The sequence below is a fragment of the Nonlabens sp. MIC269 genome, assembly GCF_001430865.1.
Classification (GTDB): Bacteria; Bacteroidota; Bacteroidia; order Flavobacteriales; family Flavobacteriaceae; genus Nonlabens; species Nonlabens tegetincola.
Genome location: NZ_CP011373.1, coordinates 1,690,901 through 1,713,335, shown reverse-complemented (window position 1 = coordinate 1,713,335; position 22,435 = coordinate 1,690,901). Strand labels below are relative to the sequence as shown.

Below are 22,435 nucleotides of genomic sequence, written 5' to 3'. Positions count from 1 at the left end.
CAGCAGCCTAGCTGATCAACATCTATAAAGGTTCTAAATAAATTGTAGTTATTTACCTAAAACAAAATTTATAATTCGACCTGGAACCACGATAGTTTTATTGATTGTTTTACCTTCTAACTGCTGCTTAACCTTGTCATTTTCCAGCACTAGTTTTTCTAGCTCATCTTTACTGGCATCAACCGGTAATTCTAAAGTAAATTTCATTTTACCATTGAACGAGATAGGATACTTCTTGCTGCTCTCTACTAAGTATTTTTCTTCAAAAACAGGGAAATCAGCATAGGCTATACTTTCCTCATGACCTAGTAGTGACCATAACTCTTCTGCGATGTGAGGCGCATAAGGTGAAACTAATATCGCAAGCGGTTCTAGAACTTCGCGGCTGTCGCATTTTTGAGCAGTTAACTCATTAACGGCAATCATAAAGCTACTTACACTCGTATTAAACGAGAAGTTCTCGATATCCTCGCGTACTTTCTTAATGGTTTTATGCAAGGTCTTCATGCTTTCTGATGATGCCTTTTCATCACTAACATGGAAACCATTTTCATTATGATAAAGTTTCCATAGCTTTTTAATGAAACCATATACTCCGGTAATTCCAGCGGTATTCCATGGCTTTGCTTGCTCCAGTGGCCCGAGGAACATTTCATACAAACGTAGCGTATCTGCACCGTACTGCTCACAAATGTCGTCTGGGTTGACTACATTGAATTTGGACTTAGACATTTTCTCTACCTCGCGTGAGACTTTGAAAACGCCGTCATCGTTATTTAAAAATAACTGTAAATCTTTCTCTGGATATTTTGCACTAAACTTTTCGAAATCTATTTTATCCTGAATTACAGTTTCAATATCTATATGACTAGTATAATAATTATAAAAAGGGTTTATTTTGACTTTGCCATCAAAATCATTTTCTTCTAAATCTTTATAAACATCACTAAAAAGGTAAGATTTGATTGACTTTTTTATTCTTTGAAAATCAATATCATCTTCCTTGTTGTCGGCATTCGATTTTCTTAAGTATTTAACCAAATCAGCACTAAGAGGCTTATCCTGGATCATTTGATACTTTGAACTCAAAATATCAAGGATTTTTAATTCTTCTTCTGTGAAATCATGATTAGCCGATTTTGCAAAACTTACACCGATAGATTTTACCAAAGCACTCTCACCCAGAATCATCCCTTGATTAATCAGTTTTTTGAAAGGCTCGTTGACCGTTACTTTTCCAAGGTCATGCAACACTTTTACCCAAAACCTGCTGTATAACAAGTGGCCAGTAGCGTGCTCGCTACCACCTATATACAAGTCAACGTTTTCCCAGTATTCCTGTGCTTCCTTTGAGAACATCTCCTTCTCATTACTAGCATCCATGTATCTAAACATGTACCACGAGCTACCAGCCCAGCCTGGCATGGTGTTCAATTCTAAAGGATACACGCAATCGCGGCTATCATCATTTGAGACTACCTTGTTTTCCACCGTGCACCAACTCCAAGTAGTCGCACGTCCCAATGGCGGCGCACCATCTTCAGTAGGTAAATATTCATCTACCTCTGGTAATTCTAGTGGTAAATGCTCACGGTCTATCATTTGTGGTAAACCATTCTTGTAGTACACTGGGAATGGTTCACCCCAATAGCGCTGTCTAGAGAAAACCGCATCACGCAAGCGATAATTTGTTTTTCCTTTCCCAGCCCCTATTTCTTCTAATTTTTCAATAGCGGCAGCCATCGCTTGCTTATAGCTCATTCCGTTTAGGAAATCGCTGTTACAGATAGGTGTATTGTCTTTGGCCGTATAGGCTTCTTCACTTATATCTACACCTTCAAAAATGTTTTTAATGGCTGGCATACCTTCTTGACCGGCAAAATAATTAGCAAAAGCATGATCACGCTCATCACCACATGGTACAGCCATTACTGCTCCTGTTCCATAGCCAGCTAGCACATAATCACCTATCCACACAGGTATTTTCTCACCGCTTAATGGATGCGTAGCATAAGCACCAGTAAATACACCACTTATGGTTTTTACATCTGCCATACGTTCACGTTCTGATCTTGCTGCGGTCGCTTTTTTATAAGCTTCAACGGCATCGCGTTGGGCATCAGTTGTGATGCTATCCACTAGCTCATGTTCTGGCGCCAGCGTCATAAAGGTAACACCGTAAATAGTATCAGGTCGTGTTGTGAAAACATCAATTTTATGGTCGTCTAGTTTAAAACTAACCATAGCACCAACAGATTTCCCAATCCAGTTGCGCTGTATTTCTTTGATACTATCACTCCAGTCTAATTCATCTAGGTCGTTTAATAAACGCTCTGCATAGGCACTAATACGCATCATCCACTGGCGCATTTTTTTGCGCACTACTGGATGCCCACCACGTTCGCTTACTCCGTTTACTATCTCATCATTTGCCAGTACAGTTCCTAGCGCCGGACACCAGTTTACTTCAGTATCTGCCAGGTAAGTAAGGCGATAATCTAGCAAGATTTTCTCTTTTTCTTCTTTGGTATAGCTGTTCCACTCATCTGCTGTGAATTCTGGTAAATCTTCATCGGTAGCAGCGTTGATAGTGGTTGTTCCTCTTTCGCGAAAGCGAGATTCTAATTCACTTATAGGTCTTGCCTTATCTGCATCTTTATCATACCAGCTATCAAAAAGTAAAATAAATATCTCCTGTGTCCATTTGTAATAATCAGGATCACTAGTTTTTACCTCACGATCCCAGTCAAAGCTAAACCCGATACGGTCCATTTGCTCACGGTATCTAGCGATATTATCACGAGTCGTAATTGCGGGATGCTGTCCAGTCTGTATCGCATACTGCTCGGCAGGAAGACCAAAGCTATCATAACCCATAGGATGTAGTACATTGAAACCAGTATGACGTTTGTATCGTGAAACGATATCACTAGCGATGTAACCTAATGGGTGACCTACGTGCAGCCCAGCACCACTAGGATACGGGAACATATCTAGTGCATAAAACTTAGGCTTATCACTGTGATTATGTGCTTTAAATGTTTTTTTAGTTGCCCAGTAGTCTTGCCATTTTTTCTCAATCTCAATGTGCTTGTAATGTACCATGCTATGGAGTGATTTTTATGCCGCAAAAATAGGGATTATACCACACTGGCTAGGAATAGATTAGTATTTATTGCATAAAAAAACCGCCCGTAAGCAAGGATTGCTAAACAGGCGGCTTCCAACCAACCAATAATCTTTATAATGACTTCTTCTTTTTTACATCTAGTAATCTAGATTTTCCAGAAGAATTTTTAATCTGAATGTATCCTTTTCCTGTAAAACGGTATGTCGTTCCTGAGGAAATATGATAGAGTTCTATCGTTCTATCATTGATAACGTAAAGATCGAACATTTCATTGCCTATATTTTCATAATGGAGCGTTAAATATTTATTAATCAGATCATTATTCTGGTTTTCAACCTGGTACGACCCTTCATAATCCCATAATAAATTTTGTATAGATGTACCACGAGCGTCTTTTGAACTTAAAAAAGTATCGCCATCGTAACTAGGAAAAAAACTCAAGAAATTTTCTCTATCAAATTCATTTATAACACCTGCATTGCTAGTAAATGTTTTTTCCCACGCTCTATACTCTTGTAAGAAATAATGAATATTGTCATAAAACAGAGCGTCATAATCAAAATTTCCTATTTGATACCCTTGTAATCGTATAAGGGAACCACTAGCTGGATCGATAAGATGAATTCTGTCAAAATCTTTTACTCTAACATCAAATTCATAAGTACCATCTATATCATGATGTATAATCAAGGTGTTTTCAAATGTTTCATAATATCCTACAGAAATTCCCATACCTGCGCCAGCACTTCCCACTCCAACTAAGTTATTATTGGCCATAAGGGTTCCATAATCAAAACTTAGGGTAAAAGCCTGTGTAATAAATGGTATATCAATGTCATCGTGTACATAATTTAAATCGACGTACCACAGTTGTTTACCTTCTACAACTTGTTCTAGAGTAGGTGCTACTACTCCATTTCCTAATTGAATGTCTGCATCACAACTAGTTGCTAAAACAAATAACAACATAGCTCCTAAAAAAGTAGTAATTGTTCTCATAATCGTTGTATTAAAGTTATTACTACAACGTTTTCGAAAACTGTGCCAAAAATGTAATCTATTGTTATTAAGCGTTTTATATTATCGGGACAATGAATCTTGATCGACTGGTCTAGGAGACTCTATTCTATCGCCTCGTAAATTGCGATCTACACGGTCTGCTTCTTCTAGAATCTTAGGAAGTAAATAAGGTGCCATAGGTTCAATAGGTTCATAGACTATCGATTCTTCTTTTACCTCGGTGCTGATGATCTCAAACTCACCACTGGCAGAATTAATAAACATTAATACGACGCTTATCAAAAAGGCCATTTTGAGTAATCCAAATGCAGCTCCTGCGAGTTTATTTATGAAGGAGAGTTGTGCTGTTTTCACAATTTTGGTAAATAATTTACCTATATAGGTAATCACAAAAATGATGACAACAAAAGTGATGATAAAACTGGCTATGGTAATGTATGCCTCGTCCCAGTTTACTTGTTCTCTCAACCAGTCACCGGCAAAATTTGAGAAATAAATTGCACCATAAATTGCAGCTATAAGAGCTACTAGGCTGGCTACTTCAATAAAAAGCCCGTTCATGTAGCCTTTCCACAGACCGACTAATAATACAATACAAATGAAAATGTCTAACCAATTCATGGGCTAAAGGTAGAAAATGTTATGCTGCAAAAGCAGTATCTTAGTCTCAAAACTTTAATATATGAGAATTATTGCTCTTTTCATTTGTATAATCTGCCTATTTACTTCCTGTAAACCAAAGGAAGAAAACTCACCTAATCAAGATCTTACAATTAACACAGATAATAACAATCAACAAGTAAGCGAATACGCTATAGTTATTCACGGTGGTGCAGGAACAATCAAAAAAGAAAACATGACTCCTGAACTTGAAAAGGCTTACAACGACAAACTTACCGAATCTATTAAAGCTGGACACGACGTTTTAGCCAAAGGTGGTAGCGCTATGGATGCTGTTGAAGCTAGTATAAGAATTATGGAAGATTCTCCTTTATTTAATGCAGGAAAAGGAGCTGTTTTTACTCATGAAGGAGTTAACTCTTTAGACGCTAGCTTCATGGATGGTAAAACCTTAAATGCTGGAGCTATTGCTGGAGTGAGTACAGTGAAAAACCCGATCTCACTAGCCCGATTGGTTATGACCGATAGTGAACATGTATTATTGAGTGGCAACGGTAGTGACGCTTTCGCGAAAGCGCAACAAAATCCAAACATAGAAATTGTAGACAATAAATATTTTTACACAGAAAGACGTTATCAATCCCTACAACGTATACTAGAAAAAGAGGCAAAAGAAGGAGATAATGGAACAGCTATGAATTTTCAAGATCCTTTTATACAAGATTCTAAATATGGAACGGTAGGTTGTGTTGCGTTAGACAAAAATGGAAATATCGCAGCCGGAACAAGCACAGGTGGTATGACTAATAAGAAGTACGGTCGTATAGGTGATTCTCCTATTATAGGTAGTGGTACGTACGCAAATAATAGCACTTGTGGTGTTTCTAGCACTGGTCACGGTGAATACTTTATACGTGGTCAAGTTGCTTATGACATAAGTGCACTTATGGAGTACAAAGGACTTACACTAGAAGAAGCTACGGAAGAGGTTATACAGAAAAAGCTTACTGCATTAGGTGGAACTGGTGGAATCGTGTCTCTTGATAAATATGGTAATGTTTCTATGGAGTTTAATACTGCTGGTATGTATCGTGCTAGTATGAACGATAAAGGAGATCTAGTTATTGGAATGTATAAGGAATAATGCTTTAAAAATTGCATAAAAAAATCCCGCTACTCAACTGAATAGCGGGATTATATTTATAAGACTTTTCCATCTTTGTCTTTAAACTTATACTCTAAATAAGTATAAGCATCTCTAGGTAAAATTTTTACCCATTTTTTGTGTTTCATGAACCACTTTGAACGTATTGACGGCACTCCTTTAGTTAAAAAGGCAGCAATAAATGGGTGAGCATTTAAGGTGATGTTTTTATTACCTTCTTTAAACAAGCGCTCTAGTTTTTCAGTAATTTGTTGTACAATTACTATAGGAGCTTGAATCTCATTACCATTTCCGTTAGGATTCTCTTCACGAGTTTTAATCTTAACTTCTTGTCTTACACGCTGTCTTGTGATTTGAATAAGACCAAATTTACTAGGTGGTAATATCTTATGTTTTGCTCTGTCATCCGACATTTCTTCTCGCAGGTGCTCGTACAGCTTTTTCCTGTTTTCTGAAGCGCGCATATCAATAAAATCCACCACTATGATACCACCCATATCGCGCAATCTTAATTGTCTCGCGATTTCTGTAGCGGCTATTAGGTTTGTTTCAAGCGCGGTGTCTTCCTGACTATCAGCTTTATTAGATCTATTACCAGAATTAACGTCTATTACGTGCATGGCTTCAGTGTGCTCTATGACTAAATAGGCACCTTTACTCATGGAAACCGTTTTTCCAAACGACGTTTTAATTTGTCTCTCGATACCGTATTTTTCAAAAATCGGTAGTCGTGGATTGTGATATTTTACAATAGACTGTTTGTGTGGAGCTATTGTACTTAAATATTCTTTGATCTCTTCACACACTTCTTTATCGTCAACAATGATTGAAGTATAGGTATCATTAAACACATCTCTCATTAGAGAGTGAGTACGACTTTGTTCAGTCAATACTTTAGTAGGAAAGGAAGCCTTGTGCAATTTACTACACATGCGGTCCCATTTTTCCATTAAATTTTGTAGATCCTGATCCAGGTCTGCTACTAATTTTCCTGTGGCTACTGTGCGTACTATAACGCCAAAACCTTCAGGTTTAATGCTTTTAACAAGTCTTTTAAGACGGCTTTTTTCTTCTCTATCTTCTATTTTTTGGGAAATAGATATACGATCAGAGAATGGAACGAGCACAACATACCTACCTGGCAGTGAGATTTCTGCACTCAATCGCGGGCCCTTTGTAGAGATAGGTTCTTTAACCACCTGTACAAGTATAGGCTGGCCAGATTCAACAACATCGTCAATAGAACCACTTTTATCTAGTTCCTTTTCTAACTTGATGTCCTTGAGTTTAAAATTTTTTCTTCGTCCGCTTAAAATTTGCTTAGTAAACTTTAACTGTGTACGGTATTTAGGTCCTAGATCATGATAGTGTAAAAACCCATCTTTTTCATAACCTACATTAACAAATGAGGCATTAAGACCAGACAGTACTTTACGTGCTTTTGCTATAAAAACATCGCTTACTGCAAACTTGTTTTCATCTTCATCTTTATGGAGTTCAATAAGCCTACCATTTTTGGTCAAGGCGTAATCCACTTTTGTAGCACCGGAACGGATAATAATTTCTTTATCCATGTTTCCTGTTATTTAATAGTTGTAAAACCATAGATGTGTTTTACAACAGGATGATATGAAAGAATACATTACAAGAACTTTTCTTGTAAAGTCAAACGAGTTGTCAACTGCAACCCTATTTCAATGAACGTAAAAAAGAAAAAGTAGTGCTACACTACTTTTTCTTCTTGTGACGGTTAGCGCGACGACGCTTTTTACGTTTGTGCGTAGCTACCTTATGTCTTTTTCTTTTCTTACCGCTTGGCATATCTCTTATATTATTGGTTTATTTTACTTTAACTTTTGTTTTTACACCTTCTACAAATACTTTAGCTGGTTTAAAAGCTGGTATATTGTGAGCTGGTATTTTTATAGTAGTATTTTTAGAAATATTACGACCAGTTTTTTCAGCTCTCGTTTTTACGATAAAGCTACCAAAACCGCGTAAATATACGTTTTCTCCAGTTTCCAGAGATCCTTTCACCTCTTCCATAAAAGACTCAACAGTTGCCTGAACATCAGTCTTCTCCATTCCCAACTTATCTGAAATCTTAGATACGATATCTGCTTTAGTCATTTTTAAGTTCTATTTTAATTATTTAGGGTTACATTAAACAGGGCGCAAATATACTCTAATTAAACTAATTAAAATCTCTAATTAATTAAATTTTAAATAGATATATCTTTCCACTCTATAATTATAAAGAAAATATGAACTTTTCAAGCCAACTCATTGATTGGTATTTAGTTAACAAAAGAGATCTACCTTGGCGACATACTACTAATCCTTATTACATATGGTTGAGTGAGGTAATTCTCCAACAAACTCGTGTAGCACAAGGCCTTCCTTACTACAACAAGTTTGTTGAAACCTACCCCAAAGTTGAAATGCTAGCTGCTGCACCGCTGGACGACGTTCTTAAATTATGGCAAGGATTAGGATATTATTCTAGAGCACGTAATTTACATAAAGCCGCACAGCAAGTAGTAGAACTAGGTAAGTTCCCTTCTCAATACAAGGATTTACTTAAACTTAAAGGTGTAGGCACTTATACGGCTGCTGCCATAGCTAGCTTTTCTAACAAGGAAGCTGTTCCCGTGGTAGATGGTAATGTGTATCGAGTGCTTTCCAGAATTTTTCATATCAATACACCTATAAATACTCCAGCAGCCGTAAAAGAGTTTACTCATCTTGCGGCACAACTTATGGATAAAGAGCAGCCGGACATCTTTAATCAAGCGATTATGGAGTTTGGAGCCCTACAATGCATTCCAAAAAATCCAAATTGCGCTTCGTGCGTATTTAAAAATAATTGTGTTGCCTACGAAAAGGGTTTAATTGATGAGTTACCGGTTAAGCCTAAAAAAACCAAGGTCAAAAATTTGTTCCATAATTACCTTGTAATTATTTCTCCAGACCAAAAAACTTTGTTGCAACAACGTGATGAATCAGGAATTTGGAAAGGTCTTTATGAATTTCCTCTTGTTGAGACTCCAGGAGCGGCGATGGTGTCTGAAATTAAAGATTCTATAGAGTTTAAAAATCTTATAGGTGAGTTACGCTTTCGCGAAAGCGTATATAATCAACAACCTATTATTCACAAATTATCACATCGTAAAATACATGCGACTTTTTGGATTATTGAACTAGAAGATTATATGGATGGACTGTCACCTATTAAGGATGCTTTTAAAAAGCCAGTTCATGTATTAATGGAACGTTTCATGAATGAATATTGGCGAGATTACAAACATTAAGAATTACCTTTGTATTCTATTTATTATAAAGGATTTTATATCTTTAAAAGATAATTCAAACACAAACTATGGCAGGTACGGTAAACAAAGTAATACTTATAGGTCACACAGGTGATGATGTGAAAATGAAGCATTTTGAAGGTGGTGGCTGTATAGGAAGGTTTCCTCTAGCAACAAATGAAGAATATGTAAATCGCACCACTGGTGAGCGTGTTTCTAATACTGAATGGCACAATTGCGTGGTTCGTAATAAAGCAGCTGAGGTTTGTGAAAAATACTTGCGTAAAGGCGATAAAGTATACATTGAAGGACGCATTAAAAATAGACAATGGACTGGTGAAGATGGTCAACAGCGATACACGACCGAAATCCAGGTACAAGAGTTTACATTTTTAACTCCTAAAAATGAGAATTCAAATACGGGACCACAACAGCAAGCAACCCAACAACAGTCTAATACACAGCGTTATCAAGCTCCAGTAGTACCACCAGAAGGTAGTGATGAAGAGGTTGATGACCTACCATTCTAACTAAATCTATTGATTAGTGGATCCTGATCCTGAACATTTACCCTTATTATTAGTAACGCAAGGTGAGCAAGCGCTTTACCTAGTAATCTATTTATTACTTTTAATATGTAGTGCTTTAATTAGTGGTGCTGAGGTAGCTTTTTTCTCCCTTACTTCTAGCGAACTAGAAGAACCAAATGAAGCATTTACCAAACAAAATGTCGTAAGTAAGCTACTTGAAAGACCAAAAAAGTTACTAGCAACCATACTTATTGCTAATAATGCAATCAATATTACATCGGTTTTAATTTTTAGCTTATTAGGAGAGCAGTGGTTTGCAGATATAGAAACCAGTTGGATAAGGTTTGCCCTAGAGGTATTGTTTGCTACCTTTTTAATATTGCTCTTTGGAGAAATATTTCCAAAAGTATATGCAAATCGTAACCCAATAGGGTTTTCAAATTTTATGGCGGTTCCATTAAAAGTTCTCGATGTATTATTCAGTTTTTTGAGCTTACCCATGAGATTCATAACCTTGAAAATACAAGACAATTTAGGTAGTAAAAAAAGTAATTTAACGGTATCACAGTTATCTCAGGCCTTAGAACTCACCGATGAAAACGACACTACCGATGAGGAACAACAATTACTACAAGGAATTGTAAACTTTGGTAATACCGACACGAAAAACGTAATGCGTAATCGCACAGATGTTTTTGCTCTAGATGAATCATTACCGTTTAGAGAAGTTATTACTCTTGTCGTAGATAACGGCTATTCAAGAATCCCTGTTTACAAAGAAAGCATTGATCAAATCACAGGCGTATTGTATGTAAAAGATCTATTACCTTATGTAGATCGCAAAAACTACGATTGGACAAAGTTATTGAGAGAAGCCTATTTTGTTCCTGAAAACAAAAAATTAGATGACTTACTTCAAGAATTTCAGGTTCAAAAAAAGCATCTGGCTATAGTGGTGGATGAATATGGTGGTACTAGTGGCCTAATCTCACTTGAGGATATAATAGAAGAGATTGTAGGTGATATAAGTGATGAATTTGACGAAGAAGATCTGGTCTATTCACAACTAGATGAGAAAAACTATGTATTTGAAGGTAAAACCTCTCTGAAAGACTTTTACCGAGTACTAGACCTCGATGAAGAAGTAATAGAGCAATATGAAAGTGCACGTGGAGAATCAGAGACTTTAGCAGGTTTTTTATTGGAACAAACTGGTAATTTCCCTCGTAAATTAGATAAAATAAAGTTCAAAGGATTCACGTTTTTAGTAGAAGCGATGGACAATAAACGAATCAAACAAATCAAATGCACACTACCATAAAACTGATTTTAATTTCTTGCTTCTTGATTTTAACCAGCTGTGGTGATGAAGATGTATTACCCAAACCTAGCGCAAGTCTAGCGCTACAGTATCCTGATGCGACATACGGCACCACTACCACTGATTACTGCCCTTTTGTTTTTGAACTCAACGAGTATGCTAGAGTATTGAGCAAGAATGATTGCTCGATGAAAATCGAATATCCCTATATGGACGCTACTGTTTACCTAACCTACAATAAGGTAGATGATAATTTAACTCAACTGCTAATTGACGGCCAAAAACTATCTTATAAGCATAATATAAAAGCCGATGTAATAAAGGATTATCCATTTATGAATGAGAAATCTAAAGTCTATGGAATGATGTATGAAGTAGAAGGTAACGCTGCTAGTAATGCACAATTTTACGTCACTGATAGTACCAACCATTTTTTGACCGCTAGTCTGTATTTTGACACAAGACCCAACTACGATAGCATTCTTCCTGCAGTTGATTATGTCAAAAAAGATATGATCAATCTACTGGAAACCTTGCAATGGAAGTAGTCTAACAAATCGTAATATGTTTATCTTTAAACAGTTAGTTTAGTCAAAACCTTCTTCAAATCATTGGTTTTAAATTATTAGTTCAATCAAATTAATAGAACCACCTTTGCATTTTATAAAATCGCATAGATGGAAAAGAGCCAATTAAAGTACGTTTATCTTGTCATTCTAAGTCTTATTTGGGGCTCTTCATTTATTCTTATAAAAAAAGCTTTGGGTCAAGAGAATGGTAATCTCACCCTTACACCTTTACAGCTAGGAGCCCTGCGTGTAATTTTATCAGGTGTGATATTAACTGTGATTGGACTATCTAGCTTTAAAAAAGCAAGCAAGAGTGATTATTTATGGTTGTTTATTTCTGGTTTACTAGGAACTTTTTTTCCGGTATTTCTTTTTGCCTATGCCCAAACAGAAATCGATAGCGCAGTAAGCGGTATATTAAACTCTACAGTGCCTTTAATCACGCTTATTCTAGGAGCGATAGTTTTTGGTATATCATTCAGTCGAGTACAACTTTTAGGCGTAATAATTGGATTAGGTGGTGCCATAGGTTTAATATTTGCCGGGATGGAAGGCAATCCAGATCAAAATTATCTTTTTGCCGGGTTTGTACTTATTGCATGCTGTTGTTATGCCAGCAATGTCAATATTATTAAAAGGTATTTACAAAACGTAAAACCACTAGCTATCGCGGCAGGTAACTTTATATTTATTACTCCACTTGCGGTAATCGTACTATTTCTTTCTGATGGTCACAGTCTGGATTACACCAACCCACAAATTCAAAAAAGCTTAGGCTACATTGTCGTTTTATGCATCTTTGGTACCGTAGCAGCAAAGATCATGTTTAATAAACTTGTTCAAATTACATCTCCTGTATTTGCAAGTAGTGTCACATACTTAATGCCTGTAGTTGGACTTACTTGGGGAATTTTGGATGGTGAATCATTTAATTTATGGCAAGGCATCTCTACCGCGGTAATAATTTTTGCAGTGGTATTGGTAACAAGAGCAAAAAAAGAAAAACCGGCCACTGACTAGTAACCGGTTTTACGTTTCATTATTTCGCTTTCGCGAAAGCGAGATCTTACTAGAAATCAGAGTCTTTTAATCCTGTATTTACTTTAAGATCTTTAGTCTCAAATTTAAGTTCCTGTCCCATCATAGGCTGAACCATTACGGTAGGAAATTTCACTCCATTATACTCCTCGTAATCGCTATACTTAAGGATGGTAGTGATTTCACCTTGAGGACCCATAGACACCACTTCTTCTCCAACTAAAAGACCGCTTTCAGTATCATAGAATGATTTTTTTGTATCACTCCATTTAATAATGTATACGTTATTATCTCCTAAACGTTGTGCTCCTGCAAGAGTAGCTTTATCTGCATGATATAATTCAGGGAAAAATAAAGCTTGATCTTTTACCAATTCTAACATTTTACCAGATAATTCCTGTGATTGTCCCATGGCACCTACAGTGGCTTTCCCGTCCAAGTAAACTTGTTTATTTACTTCACGTCCACCCATTTTAATAGATTGTGACCATTTATCACCTTGTGCTCTCTTTACTCCTAGTATAAGTTCTCCCATAGGAGATGTATAGGCAGAGAATGTATTCACGTCTTTAATTCCTTGAACAGCGTCCTTACCACCGATAGCTGCTATATAGTTGTCAAGAACATTTTGTGCAGTTAATCCTTCTGGAACTTCTACTGTTGATGGACGCTCTGTAGGGTTTGCCTCTTTATCAAAGAATTTGATATCTACTGGCAATCCATCAATTTTCATTTTTTCTAGGTTCTCTAGTACATCACTTGCTTTTCCTACAAGAACTATACGAGCCTGTTCAGGCTTTAAGTATTTATTTGCAACGCGCTTCACATCTGCAACTGTAACTGCATTGATGTTTTTGATAAAGTTTTTGTAGAAATCTTCTGGAAGATTGTTTGTTCTTATTGTTACTGCTCTATCTGCAACAACTTCTTTATCTTCTGATTGCATGATAAAACTTCCTAAGAATTTTGCTTTGGCATTTTCTAGAACTACAGGATCTACATCCTCAGTCTTAAGACGATTGATTTCTTTGAATATTTCAACAACAGCACTATCTGTAACTTCATTACGCACTTTTGTCGTAGCTCTGAATGTAGATTTGTAATTTCTTCCGCTACCTAGAGATGTACGTGCACCATAAGTCCATCCATGTTCTTCTCTAAGGTTCATATTAACATATGAATTAAATCCACCACCTAAAATGTAGTTAGCAAGTACAGCGGCATGATAATCAGGATCATTCATTTTAAGATCAGATACATGCATAACTGCAAGCTCAGTTTGTACTGCATTAGGAACGTCAACAAAGTTAATTTGTCTTTCTGCAAGGTCTTGCACTGCTGGCAATTGTGCTTTAGGAGCAAGGCCTTCTTCCCACTGCTTATCAAAGTATTTTTTAGCAAGCTTTTTAGCTTCCTTTTTGGTAATATCACCAGAAATTACCAGAAAACCACGAGATGGCTTGAAGTAAGTGTTGTAGAAGTTTTTAACATCATCTAGCGTAACACTTTCTACCGATTCTACTGTTGCAAATTCTCCTGCTGCATGATCTTTACCATACACTAACGCACCACGAACTTTTCCAGCAATTGAAGCAGCACTATTTTCACCGGATTTAAGTCCTTGGATTAAATTATCACGTTCTAGTTTTAATTCTTCTTCGGTAAAATTCGGATATAAAGCCGCCTCAGTAAACATTGAGAAAATATCTTCTTTGTATTTAGATAAACCAGAGGCAAAACCACCGTTTGCATTTACAAATACTCTAAGACCTAAGTAATCAACTTTTTCGTTAAAGTCATTCTTAGGTGTTTTTGACGTTCCTTTACCCATTATAGAAGAGGTCAAGGATTGTACACCAGCTTTATCGCCTTCAATAATTGGTGGATTATCAAGACTTAAACTCATGTTGATTACAGGAAGTTTAAAATCTTCAACTACCAAAACCTGAAGCCCATTTTTAAGCTCAAATGTATATGGTTTACCCATGTTTATTTCTGGTGTTGGACCAGATTCAGGCATCTTTGATCGATCAATCTGTGCAGTAGCGGTTAACCCGATAAAAAGTACTGCCAGAGTATATAAAAGTTGCTTTTTCATTTTAATTCTTTATTTTTTTATGATCGTAAATTCAGTTCTCCTATTTTGCTCATGCTGTTCCTCTGTACATTCTTGAGAAGAACAATCTACTACTGGATTACTTTCTCCTTTACCTACTGCTTTAATGCGATTTTCTGCAATTCCCTTTATTACTAGATAACTTTTAACAGCTTCGGCGCGTTTTTGAGATAATTCCTGATTATAATCATCACCGCCTTTACTATCAGTATAAGTTTCGGCTAGTATTTCCAATTTAGGGTATTTGAACATCATATCGATAATTTTGTCCAATTCAGTGATGGCACTTTTTGTCAACTTAGAACTATCACTTTCAAAATAAATCTTGTTAACTTGAAGTTTATTTTCTACAACTTTAATATCGCCTTCTCCTTCTCCAACTTCAGGAGCATCTGGTGCTTCACCAGCAAAGTAATCTAGTTCTAATCGTTGATTAGGGTTTAAATAAGTATTTGCAACTCGTTTGATATCTTCTCTAGTAATACTTTTATAGATATCTAGTTCTTTATTGATTTTATCAGCACCACCTTTTAACATATAATAAGTAGCAAGAGATGAAGCAATACCTTCAACTCTTGAATTAGATTGAACATAACGAGCTTCAAATTGGTTTTTAAGCTTTTCTAATTCCTTTTCTGAAATAAGTTCGGTTTGAAGTTTTTTAATTTCTTCATCCATCACTTTTGCTAGTTGATCTAGTGTTACATCACCTTTAGGAAGAGCTCCCATAGTATAAGTTCCGTAGTCTTGATTTGCTTGATTGAAAGCAAGAACTTGAAAAGCGATTTGCTCCTCTTCAACCATTCTTTTCTGCATTCTAGAACTTGCACCACCTGTAAGAATACTAGATATATAATCCAATACATAAGCATCTTTTTCTACCGATTTTGGCGTGATGTAAGAGAAGATTTTTACAGGAATACTAATGTTTGGATCGTATTCTGTTGCAAAACGAGTTTCCGTAATTGGGTCTTCAACTATTTCCTTTCTCACGTTCGTTGGAGCATTATTAGGAATAGGCCCAAAGTAATCCTCAATCATCTTTTTAGTTTCGTCGATTTGGATATCTCCTGCAACTACTAGCACTGCATTATTTGGATTGTAGTACTTATCATTGAAACCAATAAACTCATCCAATTTTGCAGCGTCAAGATCTTCCATAGACCCAATAACTGACTGCCCGTATGGGTGTTTTTTAAACAAGTGCTTATCGATACCTGTTCTGTAAAGAATAGCTCCATAAGGTGCATTATCGATACGCTGTCTTTTCTCTTCTTTTACTACTTCATTTTGTGTGTCTACACCTATTTGTTCAATTTTAGGATGTAACATACGCTCACTTTCCATCCAAAGACCTAATTCTAGCTTGTTAGAAGGAAACGTCTCATAATAGTAAGTCCTATCCTGAGTGGTATTTGCGTTGTTACTACCACCATTAGCTCCTACTATTTCAAACCACTTTCCTCTTTCAATATTCTCTGTTCCTTCAAACAACAAGTGTTCAAAAAAGTGAGCAAACCCAGTTCTTCCAGGCTCTTCATCCTTTGCACCTACTTGGTACATCACTCCTACTGTAATAACAGGAGCAGCATTTTCTTGGTGAAGAATAACGTGCAGTCCATTAGGTAAATCATATTCTATAAAATCCACCTCTTGGGAAAATCCAGTTAATGCTGTAAAACCAGCTACCAGACTCAAAACAATTTTTTTCATGTTTTTTGATACTTTAGTTCAACTGTTTGTGTTAGTGTAAGATTTGATCGAAATGTTACAAACAATACAAATCTTTGTAAAAATACTGGTAATTCTTTCGTTTTCAAGTTAAACTTATTTGAAATCAACCATGACTACGATACAAAAGTTCGATATTTAAAAGAAAACTGAACTAAAAATATTACATCATGAATTTTTCAAAAACTACTAAATACGGATTATTAATAGCTCTAGCATTAATTATCTATTTCGTCATAATTGACTTTATCGGATTTGGGAACGAGTCCTGGTTAAGTTTTTTCAATGCCGCTATTGTCGGTTTTGGGCTATGGCAACTAATTAAAAAAGTTTACGAGGAGAAAAGAGGACAATTTAAATATATGGAAGGATTTACGGCTTCTCTAACAGCAGGATTTATTGCAACCACCATATTTACAGTCTTTATGGCAATTTATTTATTTGAAATTCATCCCGAATTAGCCACTGAACTCAAACAACAAATTACAATAGCAGGTGAAGGATTAGAAGTAGCCTTGTTGCTTTTTGTATTTTTATCTGGAGTAGCAACTACGATTGTAGCATCATTAGTAATTTTACCTATCTACAAACAATCCTGGAACACTAAAGAAATTAGGTCCAAACAAAAACCACTTAATCAGCAAGCATAAAATTCTTGAAGAAATGTTGATAACTATTGCTAATTTGTAGAATAGCAGTATATTTGCAGCCCTAAATTAACAACATTAATTCGTAATTATGTACGCAATCGTAGAGATAGCAGGGCAACAATTCAAGATCGAGAAGGATCAAAAGTTGTTTGTACATCGCTTACAAGAAGATGAAGGTGCTACTATTAACATCGACAAAGTTCTTCTAGTAGGTGACGGTGACAACATCACACTCGGCGCCCCAGTTATAGAAGGTGCATTTGCTGAAGCAAAAGTACTTTCCCACCTTAAAGGTGACAAAGTAATCGTTTTCAAGAAAAAACGTAGAAAAGGTTACAAAAAGAAAAACGGACACAGACAATACTTATCTGAAATCCAAATCTCAAGTATTTCAACTACTGGCGGTAAAAAAACAGCTGCTAAGAAAGAAGAGAAAAAAGCTGAGCCTAAAAAAGCTGCACCAAAAGCAAGCTCAAAAGGTGATGATTTAAAGAAAATCGAAGGTATTGGTCCTAAGATTGCTACAACTCTTAATGAAGCAGGAATTGTTACTTTCTCAGATCTTGCAAACGCAAAACCAGAGGACATTTCTGAAATGATTAAGGATGTTCGTGGAAATCACGTAACGACTACTTGGCCACAACAAGCTCAACTTGCAGCTGATGGTAAGTGGGATGAATTAAAAGAACTTCAAGACCGTCTAGACGGAGGAGTTGAAAAATAAGTTTAACCTATTTCGCTTTCGCGAAAGCTTAAAATAAAACATCATGGCTCATAAAAAAGGAGTAGGTAGTTCTAAGAACGGTAGAGAATCAGAATCGAAACGATTAGGTGTTAAAATTTTTGGTGGACAAGCAGCAGTAGCTGGTAACATTATTGTTCGTCAAAGAGGTATGGAGCACCACCCAGGTGAAAACGTATATGCAGGTAAAGATTTTACTTTACATGCTAAAGTTGATGGAACAGTAAAGTTCGTTAAGAAAGGTAATAATAGATCATTTGTTTCTATTGTTCCTGAAGCACAAGCTTAATTCCATTAGATAATAGAATCAAAAACCCAAATCAATATGATTTGGGTTTTTTGTTTTCGATAAAATTAAATCTTTTGTATTTTAATACAACCTTCTGTATTTCAGTAAAACAAACTTATTCAAGGATGAAATCAAGTTTAAGTAGAGGTTAAATATTTAACTGCTTTTTAAAAAGTTAGCAACCAATTGTTATATTTGTTACTCTTGATCTAATTCAAGTATTAAAATTCAATTTTTTTGACAATGAAAAATTCACAGAAGTTAATATTATTCGCTTTTATTTTAATTGGAAGTATTGCCAATGCTCAACCAGGTTTTGATGACACGGTTGAAGATGTTGCTCCTATTCCAGGATTACTAATTGCCGCAGCCGCAGCTATTGGAATCGGTGTAAGATCTGTTTATAAAAAGTCAAAGTAATAAAGTTATATCGCATACTTAAAGCCTCTTGTAAAATGGAGGCTTTTTTTATTTTCTACAACCGCAATTCTAATTTCACATTGATTAACATAAATTATTTTTAAACCTAGAGTAGTCCTTATTCTGTTTGTTATTTTAGCGTACAAAGACAACTTACAATAGTTAAACCATTTTTTAATTAGCTATTCGAATTAATCATCCAGACATGGAACAAAATAATAGTACGATAGACATAGCAAGCATAAATGAAAAAGTGCAACAAGAAAGTCAGTTCATTGATCTTCTTGTAAACGAGATGAATAAAGTGATAGTCGGTCAACAGTATATGATTGATCGTTTGCTCATAGGTTTATTAGGACGCGGTCACATTTTACTAGAAGGTGTGCCTGGTCTAGCCAAAACTCTAGCCATTAACACCTTGTCAAAAGCCGTAAGTGCTAGCTTTTCTCGAATACAGTTTACTCCAGATTTATTACCAGCCGATGTTGTAGGAACTTTAATCTATAACATGAAAGACGCTGATTTTAGTATTAAAAAAGGTCCTGTATTTGCAAATTTTGTCCTTGCAGATGAGATCAATCGTGCTCCTGCCAAGGTTCAAAGTGCCCTTTTAGAAGCCATGCAAGAGAAGCAAGTAACCATTGGAGAAACGACTTTCAGTCTAGAAAAACCTTTCTTGGTTATGGCTACTCAAAATCCAGTTGATCAAGAAGGTACTTATCCACTACCTGAAGCTCAAATGGACCGTTTCATGTTAAAAACAGTTATTGATTATCCCACGTTAAATGATGAACAACACATCATGCGTGCAAATCTTAAAAAGGATTTTCCAGTTCCTAATGCAGTCATCACTACCGACCAAATCCTAAAAGCGCAAGATGCTGTAGAATTGGTTTACATGGACGAAAAAATAGAAAAGTATATCCTAGATATCATTTTTGCTACTAGATATCCAGAGAAATATAAACTAGAGGAGTTAAAACCTCTTATTAGTTTTGGTGCTTCACCTCGTGGATCTATCAATCTAGCCAAGGCGGCAAAATGTTACGCGTTTATAAAACGTCGTGGTTACGTAATTCCTGAAGACGTGAGAGCCGTTGTTCTTGATGTTTTAAGACATAGAATTGGTATCACTTATGAAGCAGAGGCTGAAAACTTTTCAAGTGTTGATATCATAAATAAAATTGTAAATACCATAGAGGTACCGTAGCATCTAAATAATCCTTTTAATAAATCCATAATTAGTAACAAATCCCTGTGTTCCACAGGCAACGTAACTTCATGAATACTCAGGAGCTTTTAAAAAAAGTACGAAAAATTGAAATCAAAACACGTCGATTGAGCGACGCTGTATTTGGTGGTGAGTATCATAGTGCTTTTAAAGGAAGAGGAATGACCTTTAGCGAGGTGCGTCAATATCAATTTGGTGATGATGTTCGTAATATAGATTGGAACGTTACCGCTAGATATAACGAGCCTTATATTAAGGTTTTTGAAGAAGAACGTGAACTCACGTTAATGCTAGTGGTAGATGTAAGTTCTTCAACTTTGTTTGGAACTCAAAATCAAATTAAAAAGGAGATTATAACAGAACTGTGTGCAACATTAGCCTTCAGTGCTTTACAAAACAATGACAAAGTAGGGTTATTACTTTTTTCGGATCAAGTAGAATTATTTGTGCCACCAAAAAAAGGAAAGTCACACATTCTTAGAATTATAAGAGAATTATTGGAATTTAAACCAGAACACAAAAAGACTGATGTTTCTGGGGCTTTAAAATATATGGCTGGTGTTCTTAAAAAGAAAGCCATTGTTTTTGTTTTGTCTGATTTTATGAGTGATGATTATATGAAAACCTTACAAATAATTGGACGTAAGCATGATGTTACTGGAGTAAGAATTTACGATAAGCATGAACAAGAGCTGCCTAAAATAGGGCTGGTACAATTTAAAGATCTAGAAACAGGAAAAAATTTGTTCATTAATACGAACTCTAGCAAAACTCGCAGTGAGTATGCCGCTCACCATATAGAAAAAGCAGCTTATTTTAAAAATGCTTTCACTAGGTCTGATGCCGGAGCTATTGATCTAGAAACTAGAGAAGATTATTCAAAAAAATTATTAGGTTACTTTAAAGCAAGATAATGAAATACGTACTGTACCTCTTTTTTATTGTTTCTGCTTGGGCAACAGCTCAACAACCAGAAGTATCTACAAAAGTAGATCGTGACCTTATTAAAATTGGAGAAGAAGTAGTTCTAGAAATTGGCATTACGGCTCAAAAAAGTGATTTAGTAATCTTTCCAGAGCAACCTGCCTATGGAGCTTTAGAGGTTTTAGAATCATATCCAGTAGATAGTGTTATTGCTGATGATAAATTTCAGCTTTTTAAGAAGTACGGAGTAACACAATGGGACAGCGGCGACTACTGGATACCACAATTAAAAGTCCTTATAAACGATGATAAGCAAGTCCTAACTGATTCACTTCTTGTAAGTGTAAGAGAAGTTGAAGTAGATACTACTAAACAAAAAATGTTCCCTATTAAGGACACACTTAATATTGAAACTGTTACAAGAACAGATTGGTCCTGGTTGTGGTGGCTACTTCTTTTATTACCTATTGGAGCTATTATTTATTTGCTTTCGCGAAAGCGTGAAAAGAAAAGCTATGAGGATACACTAGCTCCATATGAATGGGCGATATATCGTCTTAAACAACTAGAAAACAACAATTGGCTAGAAAACAGAGATTGGAAAAGCTACTATTCAGAAATCACATATATCATAAGAAGATATATAGATTCAAAGGTTTATGGTCGTACGATGGAAAGCACCACACAACAATTGCTTACCGAGCTCAAGGTTGTGATGAATGAAAAGGGCATGCACATCACCCAAAATTCGGAAAATCGACTAGAATCATTGCTTCAAAAAGCTGATTTAATCAAGTTTGCTGGCGCCTCAAGTGACTCTATAAGTGCCAAAGAAGATCGTGGTTATGCACACGATATCATATACAACATTCATCAAGTGTTGCCACCACCTAGTGAGGAAGAGCTCATGCTAAGCGCAGAATATCAAAGAAAACAAGCTAGAAAAAAAGCCCTTAAAAAAGGATTGCTAGTTACTGCAATTAGTCTACTAGTCATTTGTAGCGGTATTGGGATATGGACTTACCTTTCAGGTTGGGACAATGTAAAGGATAGTGTCTTTGGAAATAAACTGCGCAGTTATAATGAGCAAGAATGGTATACGGCAGAGTATGGTTTACCAAGCATTCAACTTGATACACCAGAAATACTAGTTAGACAATCAACCTTAAACAGTGAGGAAGAAAGCAATGCTACAGAAATCAATGAGCAAGTCTTTGAATGGAAAGACGATAAGGATCTTGCAGGAGTATATGTAAAAACATACCAAATACCAGCAAGTGCTACGCAAGGTAAACAAGAAATTAATCCTCAAGAATTTATAGATATTTTCCTTAAACAATTAGAAGAAACAGGAGCATCAAACATCCTAAACTTTGACAGTAAAATCACTACCAACAACATAAAAGGTATAAGTATCACAGGAAGTTTTGAACGTGAAGGAAATAAATACGATTACGAAACTAGATTTTATGCTACAGGACCTGGTGTAGTTGAGTGTATGGTTTATAATGTCATGGACGATGAAGAATTAGAAGAAAGACAATATGGACAACAGCTTAAAGAAAGGGTTATAGAAAGTTTGACCATACCTTCATCCATTCAACAATCTAATAATAAAGACAAGTAA

General features: G+C 35.8%; 20 protein-coding genes. 13 read left to right on the top strand and 7 right to left on the bottom strand.

Annotation, left to right across the window (positions count from 1 at the left end; all coding sequences use genetic code 11):
- Nucleotides 1-48: 48 nt before the first annotated feature.
- The 3 genes from AAT17_RS08020 to AAT17_RS08010 form a co-directional block, all read right to left on the bottom strand.
- Nucleotides 49-3,105: a leucine--tRNA ligase gene (locus tag AAT17_RS08020; RefSeq protein ID WP_060523561.1), complete on the bottom strand. Its 3,057-nt coding sequence runs from the start codon at nucleotides 3,103-3,105 to the stop codon at nucleotides 49-51.
- 136 nt (nucleotides 3,106-3,241) lie between these two features.
- A complete protein-coding gene (locus AAT17_RS08015) occupies nucleotides 3,242-4,129 on the bottom strand; it encodes a hypothetical protein (protein ID WP_060523560.1) in 888 nt (295 codons plus the stop codon).
- Nucleotides 4,130-4,210: 81 nt separating this feature from the next.
- Nucleotides 4,211-4,771: a CvpA family protein gene (locus AAT17_RS08010; protein ID WP_060523559.1), complete on the bottom strand. Its 561-nt coding sequence runs from the start codon at nucleotides 4,769-4,771 to the stop codon at nucleotides 4,211-4,213.
- 61 nt (nucleotides 4,772-4,832) lie between these two features.
- Between AAT17_RS08010 and AAT17_RS08005 the strand changes: the two genes are divergently transcribed.
- The gene (locus AAT17_RS08005) at nucleotides 4,833-5,915 is read left to right on the top strand and encodes an isoaspartyl peptidase/L-asparaginase family protein (RefSeq protein ID WP_060523558.1); all 1,083 of its coding nucleotides are present in this window, start codon (nucleotides 4,833-4,835) and stop codon (nucleotides 5,913-5,915) included.
- 56 nt (nucleotides 5,916-5,971) lie between these two features.
- Here AAT17_RS08005 and AAT17_RS08000 read toward each other — a convergent pair whose 3' ends face one another.
- Both AAT17_RS08000 and AAT17_RS07995 read right to left on the bottom strand, forming a co-directional pair.
- Nucleotides 5,972-7,510 (bottom strand): ribonuclease E/G, encoded by a 1,539-nt coding sequence (locus tag AAT17_RS08000; protein ID WP_060523557.1) that lies wholly within the window; start codon nucleotides 7,508-7,510, stop codon nucleotides 5,972-5,974.
- 265 nt (nucleotides 7,511-7,775) lie between these two features.
- On the bottom strand, nucleotides 7,776-8,066 hold the full coding sequence (locus AAT17_RS07995; protein WP_042276927.1) for an HU family DNA-binding protein: 291 nt from the start codon (nucleotides 8,064-8,066) through the stop codon (nucleotides 7,776-7,778).
- Between the two features lie 134 nt (nucleotides 8,067-8,200).
- Here AAT17_RS07995 and mutY point away from each other — a divergent pair, with 134 nt between their 5' ends.
- The 5 genes from mutY to AAT17_RS07970 all read left to right on the top strand — a co-directional run bounded on the left by mutY (nucleotide 8,201) and on the right by AAT17_RS07970 (nucleotide 12,687).
- A complete protein-coding gene (gene mutY, locus AAT17_RS07990; protein ID WP_060523556.1) occupies nucleotides 8,201-9,247 on the top strand; it encodes an A/G-specific adenine glycosylase in 1,047 nt (348 codons plus the stop codon).
- A 68-nt stretch (nucleotides 9,248-9,315) separates the two neighbouring features.
- The gene (locus tag AAT17_RS07985) at nucleotides 9,316-9,777 is read left to right on the top strand and encodes a single-stranded DNA-binding protein (protein WP_042276922.1); all 462 of its coding nucleotides are present in this window, start codon (nucleotides 9,316-9,318) and stop codon (nucleotides 9,775-9,777) included.
- A gap of 16 nt (nucleotides 9,778-9,793) precedes the next feature.
- Complete coding sequence (locus tag AAT17_RS07980) at nucleotides 9,794-11,098, top strand: gliding motility-associated protein GldE (protein ID WP_060523555.1); 1,305 nt, start codon at nucleotides 9,794-9,796, stop codon at nucleotides 11,096-11,098.
- Nucleotides 11,083-11,646, top strand: coding sequence for a gliding motility lipoprotein GldD (gldD, locus tag AAT17_RS07975; RefSeq protein WP_060523554.1), 564 nt, complete (start codon nucleotides 11,083-11,085; stop codon nucleotides 11,644-11,646). Before AAT17_RS07980 ends, gldD begins: the two co-directional genes overlap by 16 nt.
- A gap of 129 nt (nucleotides 11,647-11,775) precedes the next feature.
- Nucleotides 11,776-12,687: a DMT family transporter gene (locus tag AAT17_RS07970; RefSeq protein ID WP_042276916.1), complete on the top strand. Its 912-nt coding sequence runs from the start codon at nucleotides 11,776-11,778 to the stop codon at nucleotides 12,685-12,687.
- A gap of 49 nt (nucleotides 12,688-12,736) precedes the next feature.
- Here the strand turns inward: AAT17_RS07970 and AAT17_RS07965 are convergent, their stop codons facing one another.
- Both AAT17_RS07965 and AAT17_RS07960 read right to left on the bottom strand, forming a co-directional pair.
- Complete coding sequence (locus tag AAT17_RS07965; RefSeq protein ID WP_060523553.1) at nucleotides 12,737-14,803, bottom strand: pitrilysin family protein; 2,067 nt, start codon at nucleotides 14,801-14,803, stop codon at nucleotides 12,737-12,739.
- A 9-nt stretch (nucleotides 14,804-14,812) separates the two neighbouring features.
- Nucleotides 14,813-16,534, bottom strand: coding sequence for an insulinase family protein (locus tag AAT17_RS07960; RefSeq protein WP_060523552.1), 1,722 nt, complete (start codon nucleotides 16,532-16,534; stop codon nucleotides 14,813-14,815).
- 188 nt (nucleotides 16,535-16,722) lie between these two features.
- Here AAT17_RS07960 and AAT17_RS07955 point away from each other — a divergent pair, with 188 nt between their 5' ends.
- The 7 genes from AAT17_RS07955 (at nucleotide 16,723) to AAT17_RS07930 (ending at nucleotide 22,435) form a co-directional block, all read left to right on the top strand.
- Entirely contained in the window at nucleotides 16,723-17,202 is a 480-nt protein-coding gene (locus AAT17_RS07955) for a DUF4199 domain-containing protein (RefSeq protein ID WP_042276910.1), read from the top strand.
- Nucleotides 17,203-17,290: 88 nt separating this feature from the next.
- Entirely contained in the window at nucleotides 17,291-17,926 is a 636-nt protein-coding gene (gene rplU / locus AAT17_RS07950; protein WP_060523551.1) for a 50S ribosomal protein L21, read from the top strand.
- A 43-nt stretch (nucleotides 17,927-17,969) separates the two neighbouring features.
- Nucleotides 17,970-18,233, top strand: coding sequence for a 50S ribosomal protein L27 (gene rpmA / locus AAT17_RS07945; RefSeq protein WP_042276905.1), 264 nt, complete (start codon nucleotides 17,970-17,972; stop codon nucleotides 18,231-18,233).
- Nucleotides 18,234-18,476: 243 nt separating this feature from the next.
- Complete coding sequence (locus AAT17_RS13315) at nucleotides 18,477-18,653, top strand: hypothetical protein (RefSeq protein WP_157539249.1); 177 nt, start codon at nucleotides 18,477-18,479, stop codon at nucleotides 18,651-18,653.
- 205 nt (nucleotides 18,654-18,858) lie between these two features.
- Entirely contained in the window at nucleotides 18,859-19,863 is a 1,005-nt protein-coding gene (locus AAT17_RS07940; RefSeq protein ID WP_060523550.1) for a MoxR family ATPase, read from the top strand.
- Nucleotides 19,864-19,934: 71 nt separating this feature from the next.
- Entirely contained in the window at nucleotides 19,935-20,798 is an 864-nt protein-coding gene (locus AAT17_RS07935; protein ID WP_060523549.1) for a DUF58 domain-containing protein, read from the top strand.
- Nucleotides 20,798-22,435, top strand: coding sequence for a hypothetical protein (locus tag AAT17_RS07930; RefSeq protein WP_253279755.1), 1,638 nt, complete (start codon nucleotides 20,798-20,800; stop codon nucleotides 22,433-22,435). Before AAT17_RS07935 ends, AAT17_RS07930 begins: the two co-directional genes overlap by 1 nt.

What these genes read in the sequence shown, in the direction of transcription:
- AAT17_RS08020 (WP_060523561.1), bottom strand. Translation starts at nt 3,105, where the DNA reads ATGGTACATTACAAGCACATTGAGATTGAGAAAAAATGGCAAGACTAC.
- AAT17_RS08015 (WP_060523560.1), bottom strand. Translation starts at nt 4,129, where the DNA reads ATGAGAACAATTACTACTTTTTTAGGAGCTATGTTGTTATTTGTTTTA.
- AAT17_RS08010 (WP_060523559.1), bottom strand. Translation starts at nt 4,771, where the DNA reads ATGAATTGGTTAGACATTTTCATTTGTATTGTATTATTAGTCGGTCTG.
- AAT17_RS08005 (WP_060523558.1), top strand. Translation starts at nt 4,833, where the DNA reads ATGAGAATTATTGCTCTTTTCATTTGTATAATCTGCCTATTTACTTCC.
- AAT17_RS08000 (WP_060523557.1), bottom strand. Translation starts at nt 7,510, where the DNA reads ATGGATAAAGAAATTATTATCCGTTCCGGTGCTACAAAAGTGGATTAC.
- AAT17_RS07995 (WP_042276927.1), bottom strand. Translation starts at nt 8,066, where the DNA reads ATGACTAAAGCAGATATCGTATCTAAGATTTCAGATAAGTTGGGAATG.
- mutY (WP_060523556.1), top strand. Translation starts at nt 8,201, where the DNA reads ATGAACTTTTCAAGCCAACTCATTGATTGGTATTTAGTTAACAAAAGA.
- AAT17_RS07985 (WP_042276922.1), top strand. Translation starts at nt 9,316, where the DNA reads ATGGCAGGTACGGTAAACAAAGTAATACTTATAGGTCACACAGGTGAT.
- gldD (WP_060523554.1), top strand. Translation starts at nt 11,083, where the DNA reads ATGCACACTACCATAAAACTGATTTTAATTTCTTGCTTCTTGATTTTA.
- AAT17_RS07970 (WP_042276916.1), top strand. Translation starts at nt 11,776, where the DNA reads ATGGAAAAGAGCCAATTAAAGTACGTTTATCTTGTCATTCTAAGTCTT.
- AAT17_RS07965 (WP_060523553.1), bottom strand. Translation starts at nt 14,803, where the DNA reads ATGAAAAAGCAACTTTTATATACTCTGGCAGTACTTTTTATCGGGTTA.
- AAT17_RS07960 (WP_060523552.1), bottom strand. Translation starts at nt 16,534, where the DNA reads ATGAAAAAAATTGTTTTGAGTCTGGTAGCTGGTTTTACAGCATTAACT.
- AAT17_RS07955 (WP_042276910.1), top strand. Translation starts at nt 16,723, where the DNA reads ATGAATTTTTCAAAAACTACTAAATACGGATTATTAATAGCTCTAGCA.
- rplU (WP_060523551.1), top strand. Translation starts at nt 17,291, where the DNA reads ATGTACGCAATCGTAGAGATAGCAGGGCAACAATTCAAGATCGAGAAG.
- rpmA (WP_042276905.1), top strand. Translation starts at nt 17,970, where the DNA reads ATGGCTCATAAAAAAGGAGTAGGTAGTTCTAAGAACGGTAGAGAATCA.
- AAT17_RS13315 (WP_157539249.1), top strand. Translation starts at nt 18,477, where the DNA reads ATGAAAAATTCACAGAAGTTAATATTATTCGCTTTTATTTTAATTGGA.
- AAT17_RS07940 (WP_060523550.1), top strand. Translation starts at nt 18,859, where the DNA reads ATGGAACAAAATAATAGTACGATAGACATAGCAAGCATAAATGAAAAA.
- AAT17_RS07935 (WP_060523549.1), top strand. Translation starts at nt 19,935, where the DNA reads ATGAATACTCAGGAGCTTTTAAAAAAAGTACGAAAAATTGAAATCAAA.
- AAT17_RS07930 (WP_253279755.1), top strand. Translation starts at nt 20,798, where the DNA reads ATGAAATACGTACTGTACCTCTTTTTTATTGTTTCTGCTTGGGCAACA.